The organism is Clostridium sp. (assembly GCF_051650885.1).
Taxonomy (GTDB): domain Bacteria; phylum Bacillota; class Clostridia; order Clostridiales; family Clostridiaceae; genus Clostridium.
Genome location: NZ_JBOFRG010000313.1, coordinates 1 through 19565 on the forward strand (window position 1 = coordinate 1; position 19565 = coordinate 19565).

At 30.8% G+C, this 19565-nt stretch carries 16 protein-coding genes; 15 read left to right on the plus strand and 1 reads right to left on the minus strand.

Translation table 11 applies throughout. The features are described 5' to 3' along the window. The coding region (locus tag ACRC28_RS15005; RefSeq protein ID WP_438544248.1) for an iron-containing alcohol dehydrogenase at positions 1–1613 on the plus strand (1613 nt) is incomplete at its 5' end. A gap of 47 nt (positions 1614–1660) precedes the next feature. On the opposite strand, the gene ACRC28_RS15010 is transcribed toward ACRC28_RS15005, so the two are convergent. Then, a complete protein-coding gene (locus ACRC28_RS15010) occupies positions 1661–2941 on the minus strand; it encodes a DUF4317 family protein (RefSeq protein WP_438544249.1) in 1281 nt (426 codons plus the stop codon). A gap of 463 nt (positions 2942–3404) precedes the next feature. Here ACRC28_RS15010 and kdpF point away from each other — a divergent pair, with 463 nt between their 5' ends. From kdpF to leuB, 14 genes are all read left to right on the plus strand, one after another. Next, a complete protein-coding gene (gene kdpF, locus ACRC28_RS15015) occupies positions 3405–3482 on the plus strand; it encodes a K(+)-transporting ATPase subunit F (protein ID WP_438544292.1) in 78 nt (25 codons plus the stop codon). Between the two features lie 17 nt (positions 3483–3499). Further along, positions 3500–5185, plus strand: a complete 1686-nt coding sequence (gene kdpA / locus ACRC28_RS15020; RefSeq protein WP_438544250.1) for a potassium-transporting ATPase subunit KdpA — start codon at positions 3500–3502, stop codon at positions 5183–5185. A gap of 13 nt (positions 5186–5198) precedes the next feature. After that, complete coding sequence (gene kdpB / locus ACRC28_RS15025; RefSeq protein ID WP_438544251.1) at positions 5199–7268, plus strand: potassium-transporting ATPase subunit KdpB; 2070 nt, start codon at positions 5199–5201, stop codon at positions 7266–7268. Between the two features lie 10 nt (positions 7269–7278). Further along, a complete protein-coding gene (locus ACRC28_RS15030; protein ID WP_438544252.1) occupies positions 7279–7857 on the plus strand; it encodes a potassium-transporting ATPase subunit C in 579 nt (192 codons plus the stop codon). A 64-nt stretch (positions 7858–7921) separates the two neighbouring features. After that, a complete protein-coding gene (locus tag ACRC28_RS15035) occupies positions 7922–9085 on the plus strand; it encodes a universal stress protein (RefSeq protein WP_438544253.1) in 1164 nt (387 codons plus the stop codon). A 340-nt stretch (positions 9086–9425) separates the two neighbouring features. Next, entirely contained in the window at positions 9426–10517 is a 1092-nt protein-coding gene (locus tag ACRC28_RS15040; RefSeq protein ID WP_438544254.1) for a BMP family lipoprotein, read from the plus strand. 93 nt (positions 10518–10610) lie between these two features. Continuing rightward, positions 10611–12143 (plus strand): ABC transporter ATP-binding protein, encoded by a 1533-nt coding sequence (locus tag ACRC28_RS15045; protein WP_438544255.1) that lies wholly within the window; start codon positions 10611–10613, stop codon positions 12141–12143. Continuing rightward, a complete protein-coding gene (locus ACRC28_RS15050) occupies positions 12136–13218 on the plus strand; it encodes an ABC transporter permease (protein WP_438544256.1) in 1083 nt (360 codons plus the stop codon). The genes ACRC28_RS15045 and ACRC28_RS15050 overlap by 8 nt, the downstream gene beginning before the upstream one ends. Continuing rightward, a complete protein-coding gene (locus ACRC28_RS15055; RefSeq protein ID WP_438544257.1) occupies positions 13219–14172 on the plus strand; it encodes an ABC transporter permease in 954 nt (317 codons plus the stop codon). A gap of 175 nt (positions 14173–14347) precedes the next feature. Further along, positions 14348–15907, plus strand: coding sequence for an AAA family ATPase (locus ACRC28_RS15060; RefSeq protein ID WP_438544258.1), 1560 nt, complete (start codon positions 14348–14350; stop codon positions 15905–15907). A 249-nt stretch (positions 15908–16156) separates the two neighbouring features. Then, positions 16157–16669 (plus strand): acetolactate synthase small subunit, encoded by a 513-nt coding sequence (gene ilvN, locus ACRC28_RS15065; RefSeq protein WP_438544259.1) that lies wholly within the window; start codon positions 16157–16159, stop codon positions 16667–16669. A 45-nt stretch (positions 16670–16714) separates the two neighbouring features. Continuing rightward, positions 16715–17974 carry a 3-isopropylmalate dehydratase large subunit gene (leuC, locus tag ACRC28_RS15070; RefSeq protein WP_438544260.1) on the plus strand — a complete coding sequence of 420 codons (1260 nt, stop codon included), beginning with the start codon at positions 16715–16717 and terminating at the stop codon, positions 17972–17974. 13 nt (positions 17975–17987) lie between these two features. Next, positions 17988–18482 (plus strand): 3-isopropylmalate dehydratase small subunit, encoded by a 495-nt coding sequence (gene leuD / locus ACRC28_RS15075; RefSeq protein ID WP_438544261.1) that lies wholly within the window; start codon positions 17988–17990, stop codon positions 18480–18482. 1 nt (position 18483) lies between these two features. Next, entirely contained in the window at positions 18484–19563 is a 1080-nt protein-coding gene (gene leuB / locus ACRC28_RS15080; RefSeq protein WP_438544262.1) for a 3-isopropylmalate dehydrogenase, read from the plus strand. Positions 19564–19565: the final 2 nt, after the last annotated feature.

The following is a 19565-nucleotide window of genomic DNA, read 5'->3' on the forward strand; positions in this document are numbered from 1 at the left end:
AAGCAACATCATTTGAAGATGCTTTAAATAAAGCTGATAGATTAATCGAATTAGGTGGTATGGGTCATACTTCAATTCTTTACACAGATCAAATAGTTAACAGAGATAGAGTATTAACTTTTGGTGAAAGAATGAAAACAGCAAGAACATTAATTAATATGCCAGCAGCTCAAGGGGCTATTGGAGATTTATTTAACTTCAAATTAGCACCATCATTAACACTTGGATGTGGATCATGGGGAGGAAACTCAGTTTCAGAAAACGTAGGTCCTAAGCACTTAATCAATGTTAAGAGTATTGCTGAAAGGAGAGAAAATATGCTTTGGTTTAGAGTTCCAGAAAAAACTTACTTCAAATATGGATGTTTACCAGTTGCCTTAAGCGAATTAGGAGAAATGGGTAAAAAGAAAGCATTTATCGTAACAGATAAAGTATTATTTGAAATGGGATACACAAACAAAGTTACAGAAATATTAGAAGCTAACGGAATCCAATACAAAATATTCTCAGATGTTGAGCCAGACCCAACATTAAGATGTGCTAGAGCAGGTGCTGCTGAAATGGCAAGCTTCCAACCTGACGTTGTAATTTCACTTGGTGGTGGATCAGCTATGGATGCTGCTAAAATCATGTGGGTTATGTATGAGCACCCAGAAGTTAATTTCCATGACTTAGCTATGACATTTATGGATATAAGAAAGAGAATATACAAATTCCCAACAATGGGTGAAAAAGCTATGATGGTTTCAATAGCAACTTCAGCAGGAACAGGATCAGAGGTTACTCCATTCGCAGTTATAACTGATGAAACTACAGGAGTAAAATATCCACTAGCTGACTACGAGTTAACTCCAGATATGGCTATCGTTGATGCAGAATTAATGATGACATCTCCAAAAGGATTAACAGCTTGTGCTGGTATAGACGTATTAGTACACTCAATTGAAGCATATGTTTCAATAATGGCTTCAGAATTCACTAACGGAATGGCTTTAGAAGCTATAAGATTAGTATTCAAATACTTACCAGATGCTTATAACGAAGGTATGACTAACGTTAAAGCTAGAGAAAAAATGGCTCATGCTTCATGTATGGCAGGTATGGCATTCAGTAACGCATTCTTAGGAATTAACCACTCAATGGCTCATAAATTAGGAGCATTCCACCACTTACCACACGGAATGGCTAACTCATTAGTTATGAAAGAAGTTATTAGATTCAATGCAGAAGATGCTCCAACTAAACAAGCAGCATTTGCTCAATACAAATATCCAAATGCAGCATGGAGATATGCTAAAATAGCAGATCACTTACAATTAGGTGGAAATACTGATGAAGAAAAAGTTGAATTATTAATAAAAGCTATCGAAGGATTACAAGCTAAAGTTAATATGCCAAAAACTATTCAAGAAGCTGGTGTAAGTGAAGTTAAATTCAAAGAAACATTAGATGAAATGGTTGAGCAAGCATTTGATGACCAATGTACAGGTGCTAACCCAAGATACCCATTAATGAAAGAATTAAAAGAAATGTATATCACATCATTCTATGGTGAAAATAAAAAAGCAGAAGCTAAGGTAGCTCCAGCGAAAAAAGAAAAGAAAAACAAATAGTTTGATATAAATAAGTAAAGGAAGTTCAGATTTGAACTTCCTTTTTCTTAGTTTAAAATATCATCTTGTCCGTTAATTTTGGTTTGTTCATCTTCATTTATAGGAATAATGATACATTTTTGTCCATCTATAATTTGTGATTTGATTTGTGAAACTTTTTCAGGATTAACATGTACAACTACGTCATAATTTTGTTTTTCAATATCATCTATATTATCTGAATCTAAAGCTTCACTGCTTAAAGCTATTTCAGATTTAGCTTCTTCAAGTTGTTCTTGAAGGTTTTCTACTTGTTTTTGAAGTCTTTCTTCTTTTCTTTTTTGTTCATGAGCTTTAAGAAGCTTTTGGTCTAAAAGACTTTCTGCTAAAGGAACTTCATCCCCAAAGTTTTCATCAAAAGATTTTTCAATTTTTACTGTAGTTTCTTCATCAATTCCACTTTGAATTAAAACTTCTTGAATCTTTTCTTTAGTTAAAGAGATAGGCTCTGCATCTGTATCATCATAAATTGAATTATATTCTTCAATTACAGTGTTAAGACTGTCTTGAACCTCCATAAATACTTTATCAACATCTTTTTCAGTAGGAGGAAGTGAATCTATAATTACTGATTGGAAAGCTTCTTTTTGAATAGTAGCGGTTCTTTTTGAGGCACAACCTAAAGCATTTTCCATAAGCTCATAATGTGGTTCTTTAGCATTTTTAGTGTAATACATTAATGAACTAACATCAGCACTACGGTCAATGAACGCTGGGTATACAAAGCCATTTGTAGGCATTTCAACAACCCAATCTCTTATACGTGCTTTTATTGAATTATCTTCTTCAAAATATCTAAGACCTGGCTTAGATAATGAAACAGGGCAAATAGCACAAAGGACATATTCATAAACTTCATCTGATTCATCTAGCTTTAGGTTATCTTTAGTTTTTGTTATAACGTCATATGCATCATGAAAAAGTAAGATTAAAAAGTTTCCAGTATAATCATAGTTATCTATAATTGATTGATAAAATGGCTCTAAAAGAGCATCATCTTTTAATCCACTGTTTTTAAGAGTAATTAATGAAACTTGTTTTTCATTAACTAAATCTTCGTTAAGTGGAAAGTTTAATTCTAAAATGTTGTTTCCAACAGTTCCAGAAAGAACTTTTTTAGCTATCTCTAAGTATTTAAAAAATTCATCTTCTTCTAAGTTTAAGAACGTTTCTCTAAAGGTAGATAAAATGGTTTTTTCTCCATTAACATAGCAACCACACATTTTAGTGAAGGTACATTGTTCTTTTTTAAAACGCTTTTTTAATTCGAGTATATCTTTTTTTCTCATAATAAGCCCCCTAGGTTTACATAAATTTTCTCATTAAATAAGTATAATATTTTTTTTCATTTAGTTAAAGGTTTTATTTAACATATCTTTTATTATTTAAAAATTCTAAAAATACTAGGAAAAATAAGTCTAAATAGTAAAAAGCAGATTATAAATACAAAGAAAATTTATTAAAAATGAAAAAAATTCATAAAATTAAAAGGGAAAGAAATTTAGAGATGCAACAATAAAAAAAAGACTTGCAAAAAATGTATATATAGTTATAAAAATATAGAAAAAAATCCTTATATGTGAATAAAGCCATCTTTAATTATTCAAAAAATAAAGAAAAATAATGGAAAAAAATTTGGGAATAAAAAACAATATATTCAAGGAAATGTAATAAATAATGCCTAGAAAGTTAAGGGAATATAGATATAATCTTAATAGATAGAGATTAAGTATAACTTTGGAGGAGTAAATTATGATATTACTAGGAATTATCGTTATATTAATATTTGGATATTTATTTTATGCATTATTTAATCCAGATAAATTTTAGCTTAGGAGGAAAAGAAATTGGTAGCAATACAATTAATAATATTTTTAATAGTGTTTATAATCTTAATAGCTATTGTAGGAAAGTATATTTCTAATATTATAAATTTTAGAAATTACAAGACAAGTGGTTTTTTTGATAAAATAGACAATTTTATTTATAAAATATGTGGAATTAAGAAAGATAATATGAGTTTTAAAGAATACGTAAAGGCACTACTTATAAGTAACTTCTTTATGTTTTTATTTGGATTTATCATATTAAAGATACAAGGCTTTATCCCAATATTTAATTCTTTAAAGCATGGGAAGAATTTTAGCTTTAGTTTAGCGTTTAATACAGCAGCATCATTTGTGACAAATACAGATCTTCAACATTATGCAGGTGCAAGTATGGTTTCAAACCTTACTCAAATGATAGTCATAACATTTTTAATGTTTACTTCAGCAGCTACAGGATGTGCTATTGCATCTGGATTTATCAGAACTGTTGCAGGAAAAGAAAAATCTTTAGGAAACTTTTATATAGATTTCACAAGATTTTTAACAAGACTTTTAATTCCATTTGCATTTGTAATAGGAATTATTTTAGTATTCTGTGGAGTACCACAAAGTCTTAAAGGTATAGAAAGCTTTAAAACAATAACAGGGCATTTCCAAAGCATAATGCTTGGCCCAATAGCATCATTAGAGGCTATAAAGCATTTAGGAACAAATGGTGGAGGATTCTTTGCTGCAAACTCAGCACATCCATTTGCTAACCCAACTATAGTAACAAACTTTATTGAAATGATATCAATGACAATATTACCAGGTTCGTTTATAGTGGCCTTTGGTGATACTGTTAAAAATAAAAAGCAAAGCGTAGTAATAGTAGTAGCATTACTCTTATTAGTAGCTGGAATGTTCTTTATTATGTATCATTCAATGTCTCATGGAAATGAAGCATTACAAAAACTAGGACTAGCTAAAGGTATGAGTGGTTCAGAAGGTCAAGATTTAAGGTTTGGACATTTGGGTTCAAGTTTATTTAGTACAATAACCACAACATTTACTACAGGAAGTACAAATGTAGCTTTAAATGCCATGAATCCAATGTTTATATTTGCAGCTCTTTTTGGAATGATGTTAAACACATTGTTTGGAGGAACAGGAGTTGGATTCTTAAACATTATTATGTATGTATTATTAACAGTATTTATTTGTGGACTTATGGTTGGAAGAACACCAGAGTTCTTTGGTAAAAAAGTTGAAGCAAAGGAAATTAAGCTCATTGCATTAGCAATTGTTATACATCCTATATTAGTTTTATTCTCAACAGTAATTACATTACTTTCAGGGGAAGCAGCTATAGCAGGAGTTCATGCTGGATTCCATGGATTTACACAAGTTCTCTACGAATTTACAAGTGCAAGTGCAAATAATGGTTCTTTAATGAGTGGATATATGAATAATGGTGGATTCTTTAATATAATTACAGGAATAATTATGTTAATAGGAAGATTTGCACCAATAATACTTCTTTTAGCAGTATCAGTATCTCTTGCAAATAAAAAGGCAGTGCCTAAAACAGTAGGAACATTTAGAACAGATAATGTTATTTTTGGAGTAATGCTTATAGTAATAATCTTAGTTATTGGGGCATTAACATTCCTTCCTGTATTAGGACTTGGACCAATAACAGAGCATTTAAGATTTTTAGGATAGCGAGGTGAAAGTTGTGAGTGAAAAAGAAGTAGAAAAAAAGAAACTTTTAAGTAAAGATATAGTAGGAAAAGCATTTAAAGATTCATTTAAAAAGCTAGACCCAAGGAATATGATTAAAAATCCAATAATGTTTATTGTTGAAATAGGATTCATAATAGTTCTTTTGTTAGCAATTTTCCCAAATTTATTTGGACATACTAATGCTAGTGGGGATGTAAGAATATATAATTTTATAGTAGCAGTTATATTATTTATAACAATTCTTTTTGCAAACTTTGCAGAAGCGATTGCAGAAGGTAGAGGGAAAGCACAGGCAAGTACCTTAAAACAAACTAAACAAAATACAAAGGCAAAACTATTAAATGAAGATGGAACATATAAAATAGTAAATGCTGATGAACTTCAAAAAGGAGATATAATCTTAATTGAATCAGGAGACTTAGTTCCAAATGATGGAGAAGTTATAGAAGGTATTGCATCAGTTGATGAAAGTGCCATAACAGGAGAATCAGCACCAGTAGTTAAAGAGTCGGGTGGAGATTTTGCATCTGTAACAGGTGGAACTAGAGTTGTTTCAGACTGGGTAAAGGTTGAAATAACAGTAACACCAGGAGAATCTTTCTTAGATAAAATGATTAAGCTTGTTGAAGGAGCTGAAAGAAAGAAAACTCCAAATGAAATTGCACTTAGTACATTATTATTATCATTAACAATAATATTTTTAGTAGTTATAGTTACATTGTATCCACTAGCAGGATATTTAAATGTAGAGATTTCAGTAGCAACATTAGTTGCACTTCTTGTTTGTTTAATTCCAACAACTATTGGAGGATTATTATCAGCAATAGGAATAGCTGGAATGGACAGAGTTACAAGATTTAATATGATAGCAATGTCAGGTAAGGCTGTTGAGTCTTGTGGTGATGTTGATGTAATGATATTAGATAAGACTGGAACTATAACATTTGGTAATAGACTTGCAGCGGACTTTTTACCAGTAGGAGATGTATCTAAAGATGAGCTAATAAAGAAAGCACTTATTACATCACTTTTAGATACAACACCAGAAGGAAAGTCAGTAGTTGATTTAGCAGAAAAGCTAGGAATAACTGATAGTATAGATAATTACAATGGAATGGAATTTATTGAATTCCAAGCTCAAACAAAAATGAGTGGAGTAGATTTAAAAGATGGAACTAGAGTAAGAAAAGGTGCAAGTTCTGCTATAAAAACTTTTGCTGAGCAGTTAGGTGGAAATATACCAAATGATTTAGATGAAAAAGTTGAACAAGTTTCAAAATATGGTGGAACACCATTAACTGTTTGCGTAGATAATAAAATTTATGGGGTTATTTATTTAAAAGATACTGTTAAACCAGGACTTGTTGAAAGATTTGAAAGACTTAGAGAAATGGGAATTAGAACAGTAATGTGTACAGGTGATAACCCATTAACAGCAGAAACTATTGCAAGAGAAGCAGGAGTTGATGATTTTGTAGCTGAATGTAAACCAGAAGATAAAATTGCAGTTATAAAAAAAGAACAAGACCAAGGTAAGATAGTTGCAATGACTGGTGATGGAACAAATGATGCACCAGCACTTGCACAAGCAGATGTAGGGATTGCAATGAATACAGGAACAACATCAGCAAAAGAAGCTGCTAATATGGTTGACTTAGATTCTAATCCAACTAAAATATTAGAAGTAGTTGAAATAGGTAAACAGATTTTAATTACAAGAGGTGCATTAACAACATTTAGTATTGCAAATGATATAGCAAAATACTTTGCCGTAATACCAGCTATATTTATTACAGCAATACCACAAATGAAGGTATTAAATATTATGCACTTACATTCACCAGCATCAGCTATATTATCTGCATTAATCTTTAATGCAATAATAATACCAATACTTATACCTATAGCAATGAAGGGTGTAAAATATAGACCAATGAAAGCAGAGATGTTATTACTAAGAAATGTTTTAATCTTTGGTGTAGGTGGAATAATAACTCCATTTATAGGAATTAAAATAATTGATATGATAATAACTCCACTTTTAAGAATGATAGGAATGTAGGGGGAAGGTTATGAAACAGGTAAAAATAGGAATAAAAATAACAATATTTTTTGCAATTCTTTGTGGAATAATCTATCCTTTAGTTTTAACAGGAGTAGGACAAGTTGCAGCACATAAAGAAGCAAATGGAAGTTTAATATATGAAAATGGACAGGTGGTTGGTTCAAAATATATAGGACAAGACTTTAATAATGATCCTAATTATTTTCATGGTAGACCATCAACAATAAATTACAATATGACCAAAGAAGATAAAAATATTGTACCAGAATCAGGAGATAAAGATTTATGTTGTAGTTCAAAACAGCTTGAAAAAGAAGTGAATAGAGAGATTAATAATTTCTTGAAAGAAAATCCAACAATAACAAGAAATGAACTACCAGGAGAGTTGTTTACACAATCAGCATCAGGATTAGATCCAAACATAACAGTTGATGGTGCTAAGGTTCAAGTAGAAAGAATAGCTCAAAAAACAGGAGTAAGTAAGGAAATACTTGAAAAAGATATTAATGAAAGTGCAAATAAAGGCTTAGTTAATGTTTTAGAGTTAAACCTAAAAGTTTTTAAGGAAAGAAATTTAATAAAATAAAATAATTAATGAAGAATGGAAGTAATGTCATTCTTCATTTTTTATAGAAAGGAAACTATTAAAAATGAATAAGGAGATAACTGATTATAGAATAGAAGAATTTCATAGAGATAAAAAAAATAAAAAGGAGGGAAGAGGGATATTAAAAATATATCTTGGATACTCACCAGGTGTTGGAAAAACATATAGAATGCTTGAAGAAGGAAACAAGATGTTAGAGGAAGGTAAAGATATAATCATTGGATATGTTGAGGATCATGGGAGGCATGAAACAAAAGAGAAAATAGGTAAACTAAAAGTAGTAGCTAGAGAAAAGATTAATTATAAGGGCATCATTTTAGAAGAGATGGATACACCTGAAATAATTGAACAAAATCCCGAATGGGTCATTGTGGATGAGCTCGCACATACTAATGCAAAAGGTGTCAAAAATAAAAAAAGGTTTGAAGATGTTCTTGATATTTTAAATAGTGGTAGTAATGTTATGACTACTGTAAATATTCAACATATAGAAAGCCTTAATGATATGGTTTCTGAAATAACAGGAGTGAAGGTAAGAGAAACAGTTCCAGATAGAATGCTACAAATTGCAGATGATATTATGGTTATAGATTTGCCACCAGAAATGCTTATACAAAGATTAAGAGATGGTCACATTTATAAAAAAGAAAATGTAAAAAGGGCATTAGAAAACTTTTTTGTAAAAAGCAATCTTATAGCACTTAGAGAGCTTGCACTTAGAGAAGCTGCAAATGAAATTGATGACGATTTAACTATTTTAAAGAAAAATAGAGAATTTAAAGATAATATAAATATAAATGAGAAGGTATTAGTATGTGTAAGCTCTAACCCGAATAGCTCAAAGCTTGTAAGACATGCGTATAGAGTGGCTAGAAGATATAGGTGTAATCTTTATGTATTAGTAGTAGATTGTACAAATGTTGTAGCAAAGAGAGAATATAAAGAGTTTGATGTGATGCTAGAAAAGCATAAGGCTTTAGCAAAATCATTAGATGCAGTAATTGTAGAAAAGGAAAGTAAATCAGTTTCAAAAGCTATTGTAGATTTTGCAAAAGAAGAAGGAATAACACAAATTATATTAGGTCATAGTGGAAGAAGTAGATTACAAACTTTATTTAGAGGTTCTACAATAAATAAAGTTTTATCAGAAGCACCAAATGTAGAGGTAAGAGTAATACCATACATTAAAGACACTGAAATAGGGTAAATTGTATAGCACATATAATTAAAAAAGATATTTTTTTTGATAGCAATTTAATAATATTGTTATCTTTTTTTATGCAATAAATAAGTAAAAAAGTTAAATAATTATTAAATTGGCAATAAAATGATTAAAATATTACAAATAAAGGTATAAATATAACTTGGGGATGAAAGATGAATAAAAATACAAGAAAAAAATTAATAGTATTATAAAAATGGAAAAATAATCATATATATTGAATAAAATGGAAGTAAATAGTATAATAAATTTGTCAAAACTATGAACAAAAAAGGTTGGTTGTATTTGTTAAAGATACAATCGGGAATTAGAGGGGGAAAATTAAATGAAAAAGAAGGCACTTGCACTAGCAATGACACTACTTATGGCAACAGGCGTTTTAGCAGGTTGTGGAGGTTCTTCATCAGAAGGTGAAAAGAAAGAAGCAATGAAGGTTGGAATGGTTACAGATGTTGGAACTATTGATGACAAAAGCTTTAACCAAGGAACATGGGAAGGAATTGAACAAGCTAAGAAGGAGTTAGGAATTGAAAATCAATACTTAAAGCCATCAGGACAAACTCATGCAGACTACATTAAAGAAATTGGAAACATATATGATGCTGGAAACAAGTTTATTGTAACACCAGGATATAAGTTTGAAACAGCTATTTATGAAGCACAAGAGAAATACAAAGATGCTAAATTTGTATTACTTGATGGAGTTCCAAAAGAAACTAATGAATCAAAAGAAGGTAAAGTAGGAGAAAATTCAGTATCTATATTTTACGCTGAAGAGCAATCAGGATTCTTAGCAGGAGTTGCAACAGCACTTCAAATTAAAGAAGGTGACTTAGGATTTATTGGAGGATTAGAAATTCCACCAGTACAAAAGTTTAACTGGGGATTCCAACAAGGTGTTAAATATGCTAATGATAATTACGGAACAAAAACTACTATAAAGAAAGAAAATGTTAAATATGCAAACTCATTTGAAGATGTTGCAGTAGGACAACAATTAGCAGCAACTATGTATGATAGAAATGTTAAAGCTATATTCGTTTCAGCTGGTAAAGTTGGAGTTGGAGCTATAACAGAAGCAAAAGGAAGAGCTAGTAAAGGGAAAGAAGCTTGGGTTGTAGGAGTTGACGTTGACCAATTTGCAGAAGGTGTATATGAAGGTGAAAAGTCAGTTATTCTTACTTCAGCTACTAAGAAAATTGGAAAATCATCATTTGATATGATAAAAGCTGAACAAGAAGGTAAGTTCCCAGGTGGACAAACTTTAGTTTACGATATCAACAATGATGGTGTAGGAATTCCAGAAAAGAATCCAAACCTTTCAGAAGATACATTAGCAAAAGTTAAAGAAGTAACAGAAAAAATGAAAGCTGGAGAAGTAAAAGTTTCAGCTGAAAAAGGTGACTTAATAGCTTAGTTTTTATAAGATAGGAGAGATTCTCAAAAATAAGGTTTTTAAATTTTGAGAGTCTCTCTTTTAAAATATAAAGAGTTTCTAGGGGGAAGAGAGATGGCATATGTAGTTGAAATGCTAAATATCCGTAAAGAATTTTCGGGAATAGTAGCAAATGATAATATAACTTTAACTTTAAAAAAAGGTGAAGTTCATGCACTTTTAGGGGAAAATGGAGCAGGAAAGTCTACTTTAATGAGTGTTTTATTTGGATTATATCAACCAGATAAGGGTGAAATAAAAATAAATGGAAAAGAAGTGAAAATAACAGGACCTAGCAAAGCAAATGAATATGGAATAGGAATGGTTCATCAGCACTTTAAGCTTGTTGAAAATTTTACTGTTACAGAAAATATTATACTAGGACTTGAGCCTAAAAAGTTTGGTTTTATAGTAGATAAAGAAAGTGCAGCAAAAAAGATAAAAGAGTTATCAGAAAAATATAATTTAAATATAGACCCACATGCAAAAATTGAAGATATTTCAGTAGGAATGCAACAGAGGGTAGAAATACTAAAAATGCTTTATAGAAATGCAAACGTGCTTATATTAGATGAGCCAACAGCAGTATTAACACCACAAGAAATAAAAGAGTTAATGAATATAATTAGAGATTTAATAAAAGAAGGAAAATCAGTAATTATAATTACACATAAGTTAAAAGAGATAAAGGAAATTGCTGATAGATGTACAGTTATAAGAAGAGGAAAATATATAGGAACTGTAGATGTTAAAGATACTACTGAAGCCCATATGGCTAAAATGATGGTAGGAAGAGAAGTATCATTTAAGGTAGAAAAGAAAGAGGCAAATCCAAAGGATATTGTATTAAAAGTAAATAATTTATCTGTAAATAGAAAAAAAGGTGTACTTGGTCTTAAAGACTTTTCATTAGAAGTTAGAGGTGGAGAAATTGTAGGTCTAGCAGGAGTGGAAGGTAATGGACAGGTTGAATTAGTTGAAGCTATTACAGGAATGAAAAATATTGTTTCAGGAAATATTGAGTTTTTAGGAAATAATGTTGAGACATTATCTATAAGAGAAAGAATTGATAAAGGAATAGCATATATACCAGAAGATAGACATAAAAGAGGATTAGTTTTAGATTATAGTTTAGAAAATAATATGGTTCTTAAATCTTATAAAAATAAACCATTTTCAAATAAAGGAATAATAAATAAAAAAGCAATAAGAGAATATGCAAAAGAAATAATAAAGGCATTTGATGTAAGGTCGGCTGAAGATGAAGTGACAATTACAAGGTCAATGTCTGGAGGAAATCAACAAAAAGCAATTATAGGAAGAGAAATAGAAATGAAGCCAGAACTTCTTATAGCAGTACAACCAACTAGAGGATTAGATGTAGGTTCAATAGAGTATATCCATAAAAGATTAATAGAAGAAAGAGATAAAGGAAAAGCAGTTCTTTTAGTTTCTTTAGAGCTTGATGAAGTTTTAAATGTTTCAGATAGAATAGCAGTTATTAATGGTGGAGAACTTATAGGAGTTGTAGAAGCAAAAGAAACAGATGAAAATGAAGTTGGTCTTATGATGGCTGGTGTTAAAAAGGAAGGTGTTTTAAATGGGTAAGAAACAATGGCTTTTATCATTACTTGCAGTAGTATTTGGGCTTTTAGCTGGAGCCTTATTAATGGCTGCCATAGGTAAAAATCCAGTAGAAGGGTATACATTCTTATTTAGAGGGGGATTAATGAACCTAGAAAGAATAGGAAATACTCTGGCAACAGCAGCACCACTTATATTAACAGGGCTTTCAGTTGCATTTGCATTTAAAACAGGTCTATTTAATATAGGAGCACCAGGTCAAATGTTAATGGGAGGATTTGTAGCACTTGCAATAGGACTAACATTAGATATGCCAAAAGGTGTAATGCTACCATTAATGATTATGGCAGCTATTATAACAGGTGCTGTTTGGGCTATGATTCCTGGAATATTAAAAGCTAAATTTAATGTTCATGAAGTTGTATCAACAATAATGATGAACTGGATTGCATATTGGATAGTATTTTATGCAATACCAGCATACTTCAGAGGTGGAGTTGAAACTGAATCAAGTTCATTAGCCATTCATGCAAATTTAAGAATAGAAGCTTTAACAAAAGCTTTTGATGGTTCATTTATAAATTTAGGAGTATTTATAGCTTTAGTTGCAGTAACAGTAATAGCATTTATATTAAATAAAACAGTTTTAGGATATGAGCTTAAAGCAGTAGGATTCAATAGACATGCAGCTGAATATGCAGGAATGCCTGTAAATAGAAATATAGTATTATCAATGATGATAGCAGGAGCACTTGCAGGACTTGCAGGAATAGCACAATATGCAGGAAATACAACATCACTTCAAATTGGGGTTATGCCATCACAAGGATTTGATGGAATAGCAGTTGCACTTCTTGCAGCAAATTCTCCAGTGGGAGTATTATTCTCAGCAATATTCTTTGGAATACTTTATACAGGAAAAGGATTTATGACAGCTATGACTCAGATACCACCAGAAATAGCTGATACAATAATAGCAATTATAATTTACTTTGCAGCTACAAGCGTAGTTATAAGTAGAGTTATGGATAAAATATCGAAGAAACGAAAAAATAAAGTAGAAAATAAAACAGAAAATAATGTAAAGGAGGTAGTGTAGATGTTTGAAACAATTGAGCAAATATTTCCTTATGCAATGGCATATATGGTACCACTACTTATTACAGCTTTAGGAGCATTATATTGTGAGAGAAGCGGAATTGTAAATATAGGATTAGATGGATTTATGATAGTAGGTTCATTTGCAGGAGCATTTACAATATCAGAATTACAAGGGAAATTTCCAGCAGGAAGTAATATGCATTTATGGATTGGACTTTTAGTAGCAGTAATAGTAGGAGCATTATTTTCATTATTACATGCATTTGCAAGTATTAACTTAAATGCAAACCAAGTAATAAGTGGAACAGCTATAAATATGATAGCTGGGGCATTAACAATATTTTTAGCAAGAAGTATAACAGGAAGTGGAAATATAGGAATTCAAATGGGATTTGTACCACAAGATATTCCAATGTTATCAGAAATACCTGTAATAGGAATGTTATTCACAAACACATATCCAACAACATGGCTTGTTTTAGCAATAGTTTTAATAAGTGCTTTTATACTTTATAAAACTAGCTTTGGAATGAGACTTAGAGCATGTGGAGAACATCCACAAGCAGCAGCGGCAGCAGGAGTAAGTGTTTTTAAAATGAGATATATAGGAGTAATGATTTCAGGAGGGCTTTCAGCACTTGGAGGAGCTATTATTATAGTAACTTATTCAGGAGAATTTAATGGAAGCGTTGCAGGACTTGGGTTCCTAGCACTTGCAGCACTTATATTTGGACAATGGAAGCCACTTGGAATATTAGGAGCAACAATGTTCTTTGGATTTGCAACAACAATTGCAAATGTATCAGGGGCTATACCATCACTTGAGCAAATACCACCAGTTGCACTAAAATTATTCCCATATATAGTAACATTATTAGCACTTATAGTATTCTCAAAATCATCACAAGCACCAAAAGCTGCAGGAGAGCCATTTGATGCTGGAAAAAGATAGGGAGATAATTGGAAATTAAAAATTAAAAATTAAAAATTAAGAATTTTTCCACTAGTTAAGGCTAGTGGAATTTTTTTAGAGGTGTTTAAAAGTTGGGATTAGGTTAATAATAGTTAATAGGCTATGATATAATTATTATATTAGAATAGAGTAAATTCAAAGAGGAGGGGTAAAAGTGAATTTGTATTTAAATGGTGATAAACCTTTTGAAAATTATAGGGAACTTGTTAATGAAGAATACTTTGTAGATAAATCAGAAATGATAAATCTAGTAAGTAAAAAGATATCTACTAAAAGCAAGTATATCTGTGTAACTAGACCTAGAAGATTTGGAAAAACATCTGTAGCAGACATGCTAGGAGCGTATTATTCTAAAGCTGTTGATTCAAGAGAAGTTTTTGGTGGATTGAATGTAAGTAAGGATTGTAACTATGAAAAGCATATAAATAAGTATAATGTTATAAATATTAGTTTTAATGAGATTCCAGAAAATATGAGGACTTATGAAGAATATATAAAAAATATTGTAAGTGAAGTTAAAAAAGAACTTATAGAAGTTTTTGAAACAAAGATTGTTAATGAAAATGATAGCTTAAGTAGAATGATAACTAGAACTGGTGAAAAATTTATATTTATCTTTGATGAGTGGGATTATATATTTAACAATAATTTATTTAAAGAAAATCAAAATGAGTTTTTAGAATTTTTAAGAAATCTTTTGAAAGACCAACCATACGTGGCACTTTGTTATATGACAGGAGTATTACCTATAAAAAAATATTCAAGTGGAAGTGCACTTAATATGTTTGATGAATTTACTATGCTTAGTGATTTAAGATATGGAGAATATTTTGGATTTACAGAAGAAGAAGTAAAAAAGCTTTGTAAAAATGAAAAGAAAATATCTTTTGAAGAGATAAGTGATTGGTATAATGGGTATGTAAATGAAGAAGATGAAAGATTGTATAATCCACGTTCTGTAGTTAAGGCACTTCAAAATAAAAAATGTAAGAGCTATTGGACAAATACAGGAGCTATGGATGAAGTAATAAATTTAATTAAATATGATGTATTAGAAATAAGAGATGATATCATAGAAATGGTTTCTGGTGGAGAAATTGATATAACTATAAATGAGGAATTTAGAGCAGGTCAGGGAGCACCAAGAGATAAAAAAGAAATTTATTCAGCAATGATAGTTTTAGGATTTTTATCTTACTATGATGGGTACTTGAAAATTCCTAATAAAGAATTAATGAGAGAGTTTGAAAAGGCACTAGAAGATAAAAGCTTCGGTTATGTAGCTGAAATAGTAGAAAAATCAAGAACTATGCTAGAGGCTACAGTTAATAAAGATACAAAAGTGATAGAAAAGATTCTTCATGATATTCATAACTCAGAAATTCCAATCTTGCAGTATAATGATGAGAACAGCCTATCATGCGTTTTGACACTAGCATATCTTTCGGCAAGAGACACTTATAGAGTTGAAAGAGAAGAAAAAACAGGAAAAGGATATGCAGATTTTACATTCCATCCTAGAAGGAAAAATGATACAGCATTTATTGTAGAACTTAAAAAAGATGTTAAACCGGAAGAAGCAATAAAACAAATAAAAGAAAAAGAATATATAGAAAAGTTTAAAAAAGAAAATGAAGGAAAAAGAATTTTAGCAGTAGCAATTTGCTATAATTCAAAAGAAAAAGAGCATCAGTGCATAATAGAAGAATTATAAAGCGCTTAAAAGTCTAGATTATTTAATGTAATCTAGGCTTTTTTAGCGTATATAAATACAAAAAAGATTATTTGTAAGAGTAGATAGAAAAAATTGACAATTGTATTTTGGAAGAGTAGAATCTTAGAAAAGAATAAATGGTAAAAAAAGTAAGATAAGTTTTATCGTTAATATGTTGGTATAAGAGTAAATGGGAAATCATATTATTTTAATTAAAGATTTTAAATTAATTAAAAGGGGGCAAGTTTTATGAAGAGACATGTGTTAGCAGTTTTAGTTAAGAATTCATCAGGGGTTTTAAGTAGAGTGGCAGGACTCTTTTCAAGAAGAGGATATAACATTGACAGTCTTTCTGTTGGGAAGACTGAGAATCCTAATATATCAAGAATGACTATAAGTTTAAATGGAGATGATGATGTTCTTGAGCAGTTTGAAAAGCAAATAACAAAGCTTGAGGAGATTATAAGCGTTGAAAATTTAAGACCTGATAAATCAGTTTATAGAGAGTTAGTTTTAATTAAGGTTAGGGCAACTACTGAAAATAGAGGAGCTATAAATGAAGTTGTAAAGATATTTAGAAGCAAGATAATTGATATTTCTAAAGATACTTTAACTATTGAGCTGACTGGGGATGAAAGCAAGATAGAAGCACTTATTAAGCTTATGGACGAGTATGGAATTGAAGAGGTTGTAAGAACTGGAATCACAGCTCTTGAAAGAGGCGATACAACTATCACTAAGAAGGGTGATTTTAGAATTTAAGGTTAGATTTTAAATAAGCAATAATGTAAAAAGGGGGAATGAAAATTGGGGATGACAATGACTCAAAAGATATTAGCAAAGCATGCAGGATTAGACAGTGTGAAGGCAGGAGAATTAATAGAGGTTAATTTAGATTTAGTTCTTGGAAATGATATTACAACTCCAGTTGCTATAAATGAGTTTAAAAAGTTTGGAATAGATAAAGTTTTCCATAAGGAAAAGATAGCAATAGTTCCAGACCACTTTGCACCAAATAAAGATATGAAAGCTGCAGAGCAATGCAAGTGTATAAAGGAATTTTCAAGGGAAAAAAATATAAAGAATTATTTTGAAATAGGACAAATGGGGATTGAGCATTGTCTTATTCCTGAAAAAGGTTTAGCAGTTTCTGGTGATGTAATTATAGGGGCAGATTCGCACACTTGTACTTATGGTGCACTTGGAGCTTTTTCAACTGGAATTGGTTCAACTGATATGGCAGCTGGAATGGCAACTGGAAAGTGCTGGTTTAAGGTACCTAAAGGGATAAAGTTTATTCTTAAAAATAAGAAAACTAAATGGGTATCGGGAAAAGATATAATACTTCATATTATTGGAATGATAGGTGTTGATGGAGCCTTATATAAATCTATGGAATTTGTAGGTGATGGAATTAAGGATTTATCTATGGATGATAGATTTACTATGGCTAATATGGCTATTGAGGCAGGTGCTAAAAATGGAATATTTGTAGTTGATGAAAAGACTGTTGAATATATGAAAGAGCATAGTAAAAGAGAGTGGACAATCTATGAGGCAGATGAAGATGCAGTTTATGAAAAGACTTACGAGATAGATTTAAGTCTTATAAGACCAACTGTTGCTTTTCCACATTTACCAGATAACACAAAAATTATAGATGAAGTTTCTGACATAGAAATTGACCAAGTTGTTATTGGTTCATGTACTAATGGAAGAATTTCAGATTTAAGAATAGCAAGAGATATATTAAAAGGAAATAAGGTACATGAAAATGTTAGATGTATTGTATTCCCTGGAACTCAAAAAATATATTTAGATGCAATAAAAGAGGGGATTATTACAGATTTAATAGAATCAGGAGTAGCAGTTTCAACTCCAACTTGTGGACCTTGTTTAGGTGGACATATGGGTATATTAGCTAAGGGGGAAAGATGTGTTTCAACAACAAATAGAAACTTTGTAGGAAGAATGGGACATGTTGAATCAGAAATATATTTAGCTAGTCCAGCAGTTGCAGCAGCATCAGCTATTAAAGGTAAAATATTTAATCCAGAGCTAATATAAAGGGGGCATGAAAATGAAAGCAAGGGGAACTGTTTTTAAGTATGGAGATAATGTAGATACAGATGTTATTATTCCAGCTAGATATTTAAATACATCTGACCATAAAGAGCTTGCAAAGCATTGTATGGAAGATATTGATGTAGATTTTATTAAAAATGTTAAAGAGGGAGATATTATTGTTGCAAATAAGAATTTTGGATGTGGTTCATCAAGAGAACATGCACCAATAGCAATAAAAGCAGCGGGAGTAAGCTGTGTTATAGCATCAACATTTGCAAGAATATTTTATAGAAATGCGATAAATATAGGACTTCCAATTTTAGAGTGTGATGAGGCAGCAAAGAAAATAGAAAAAGACGATGTTGTGGAAATTGATTTTAATACTGGAGTTATAAAAAATGTAACTAAAAATGAAGAGTATAAGGGTGAAGCCTTTCCAACGTTTATGCAAGAAATAATAAATTGCAATGGGCTAATTGGTTATATAAAGAAAAAGGAGGAAAAGTAAAGTGGATTTTAAGATAGCTGTTATTCCAGGTGATGGAATAGGACCAGAAGTTGTAGATGAGGGACTTAAGGTTTTAAATAAGATTGGTGAAAAGTTTAATCATAAATTTAACTATACATTCCTTCAAGCGGGAGGCTGTGCAATTGATGCATATGGAGTGCCATTACCAGAAGATACTTTAGAGGAATGTAAAAAAAGTGATGCAGTTATAATGGGAGCAATTGGTGGATTAAAGTGGGACAATCCAAGTGCAAAGATAAGACCAGAACAAGCAATACTAGGGTTAAGAAAAGGACTAGGATTATATTGTAATTTAAGACCAGCAGTTCTTCATAAAGCTTTAAAAGAAGCATCACCTTTAAAGGATTCAATAATTGGAGATGGAATTGATGTTCTTGTAGTTAGAGAGTTAACTGGAGGAATTTATTTTGGAGATAGAGGACTAGCTTTTGTAAATGGTGTGGAAGAGGCTTTTGATACATTAAAATATAATGAAAATGAAGTAAGAAGAATAGCAAAGCTTTCTTTTGAAGCAGCTATGAAAAGAGATAAAAGATTAACTAGCGTGGATAAAGCAAATGTTTTAGATTCTTCAAGATTATGGAGAAGAATTGTAGAAGAAATATCAGAAGATTATCCAGAGGTTCAGTTAAGCCACATTTATATAGACAATGCAGCAATGCAACTTGTAAAAAATCCAAAGCAATTTGATGTAATTTTAACTGATAATATGTTTGGAGATATTTTATCAGATGAAGCTAGTATGATAACAGGTTCAATAGGAATGTTACCATCTGCATCATTAGGAGATAATAGTTTTGGATTATATGAGCCTATTCATGGAAGTGCACCAGATATTGCAGGAAAGGGAATTGCAAATCCTCTTGCAACTATACTTTCTGTTTCAATGATGCTTAAGTATACATTTGGGCTTGAAGAAGAAGCAAAAGCTATTGAAGATGCAGTAACAAATGCATTAGAAGATGAATATAGAACAGCAGATATCTTTAGTGAAGGAATGAAAAAAGTAGGAACAAAGGAAATGGGGGACTTAGTTATAGAGAAAATTATGGGGGTATAAAA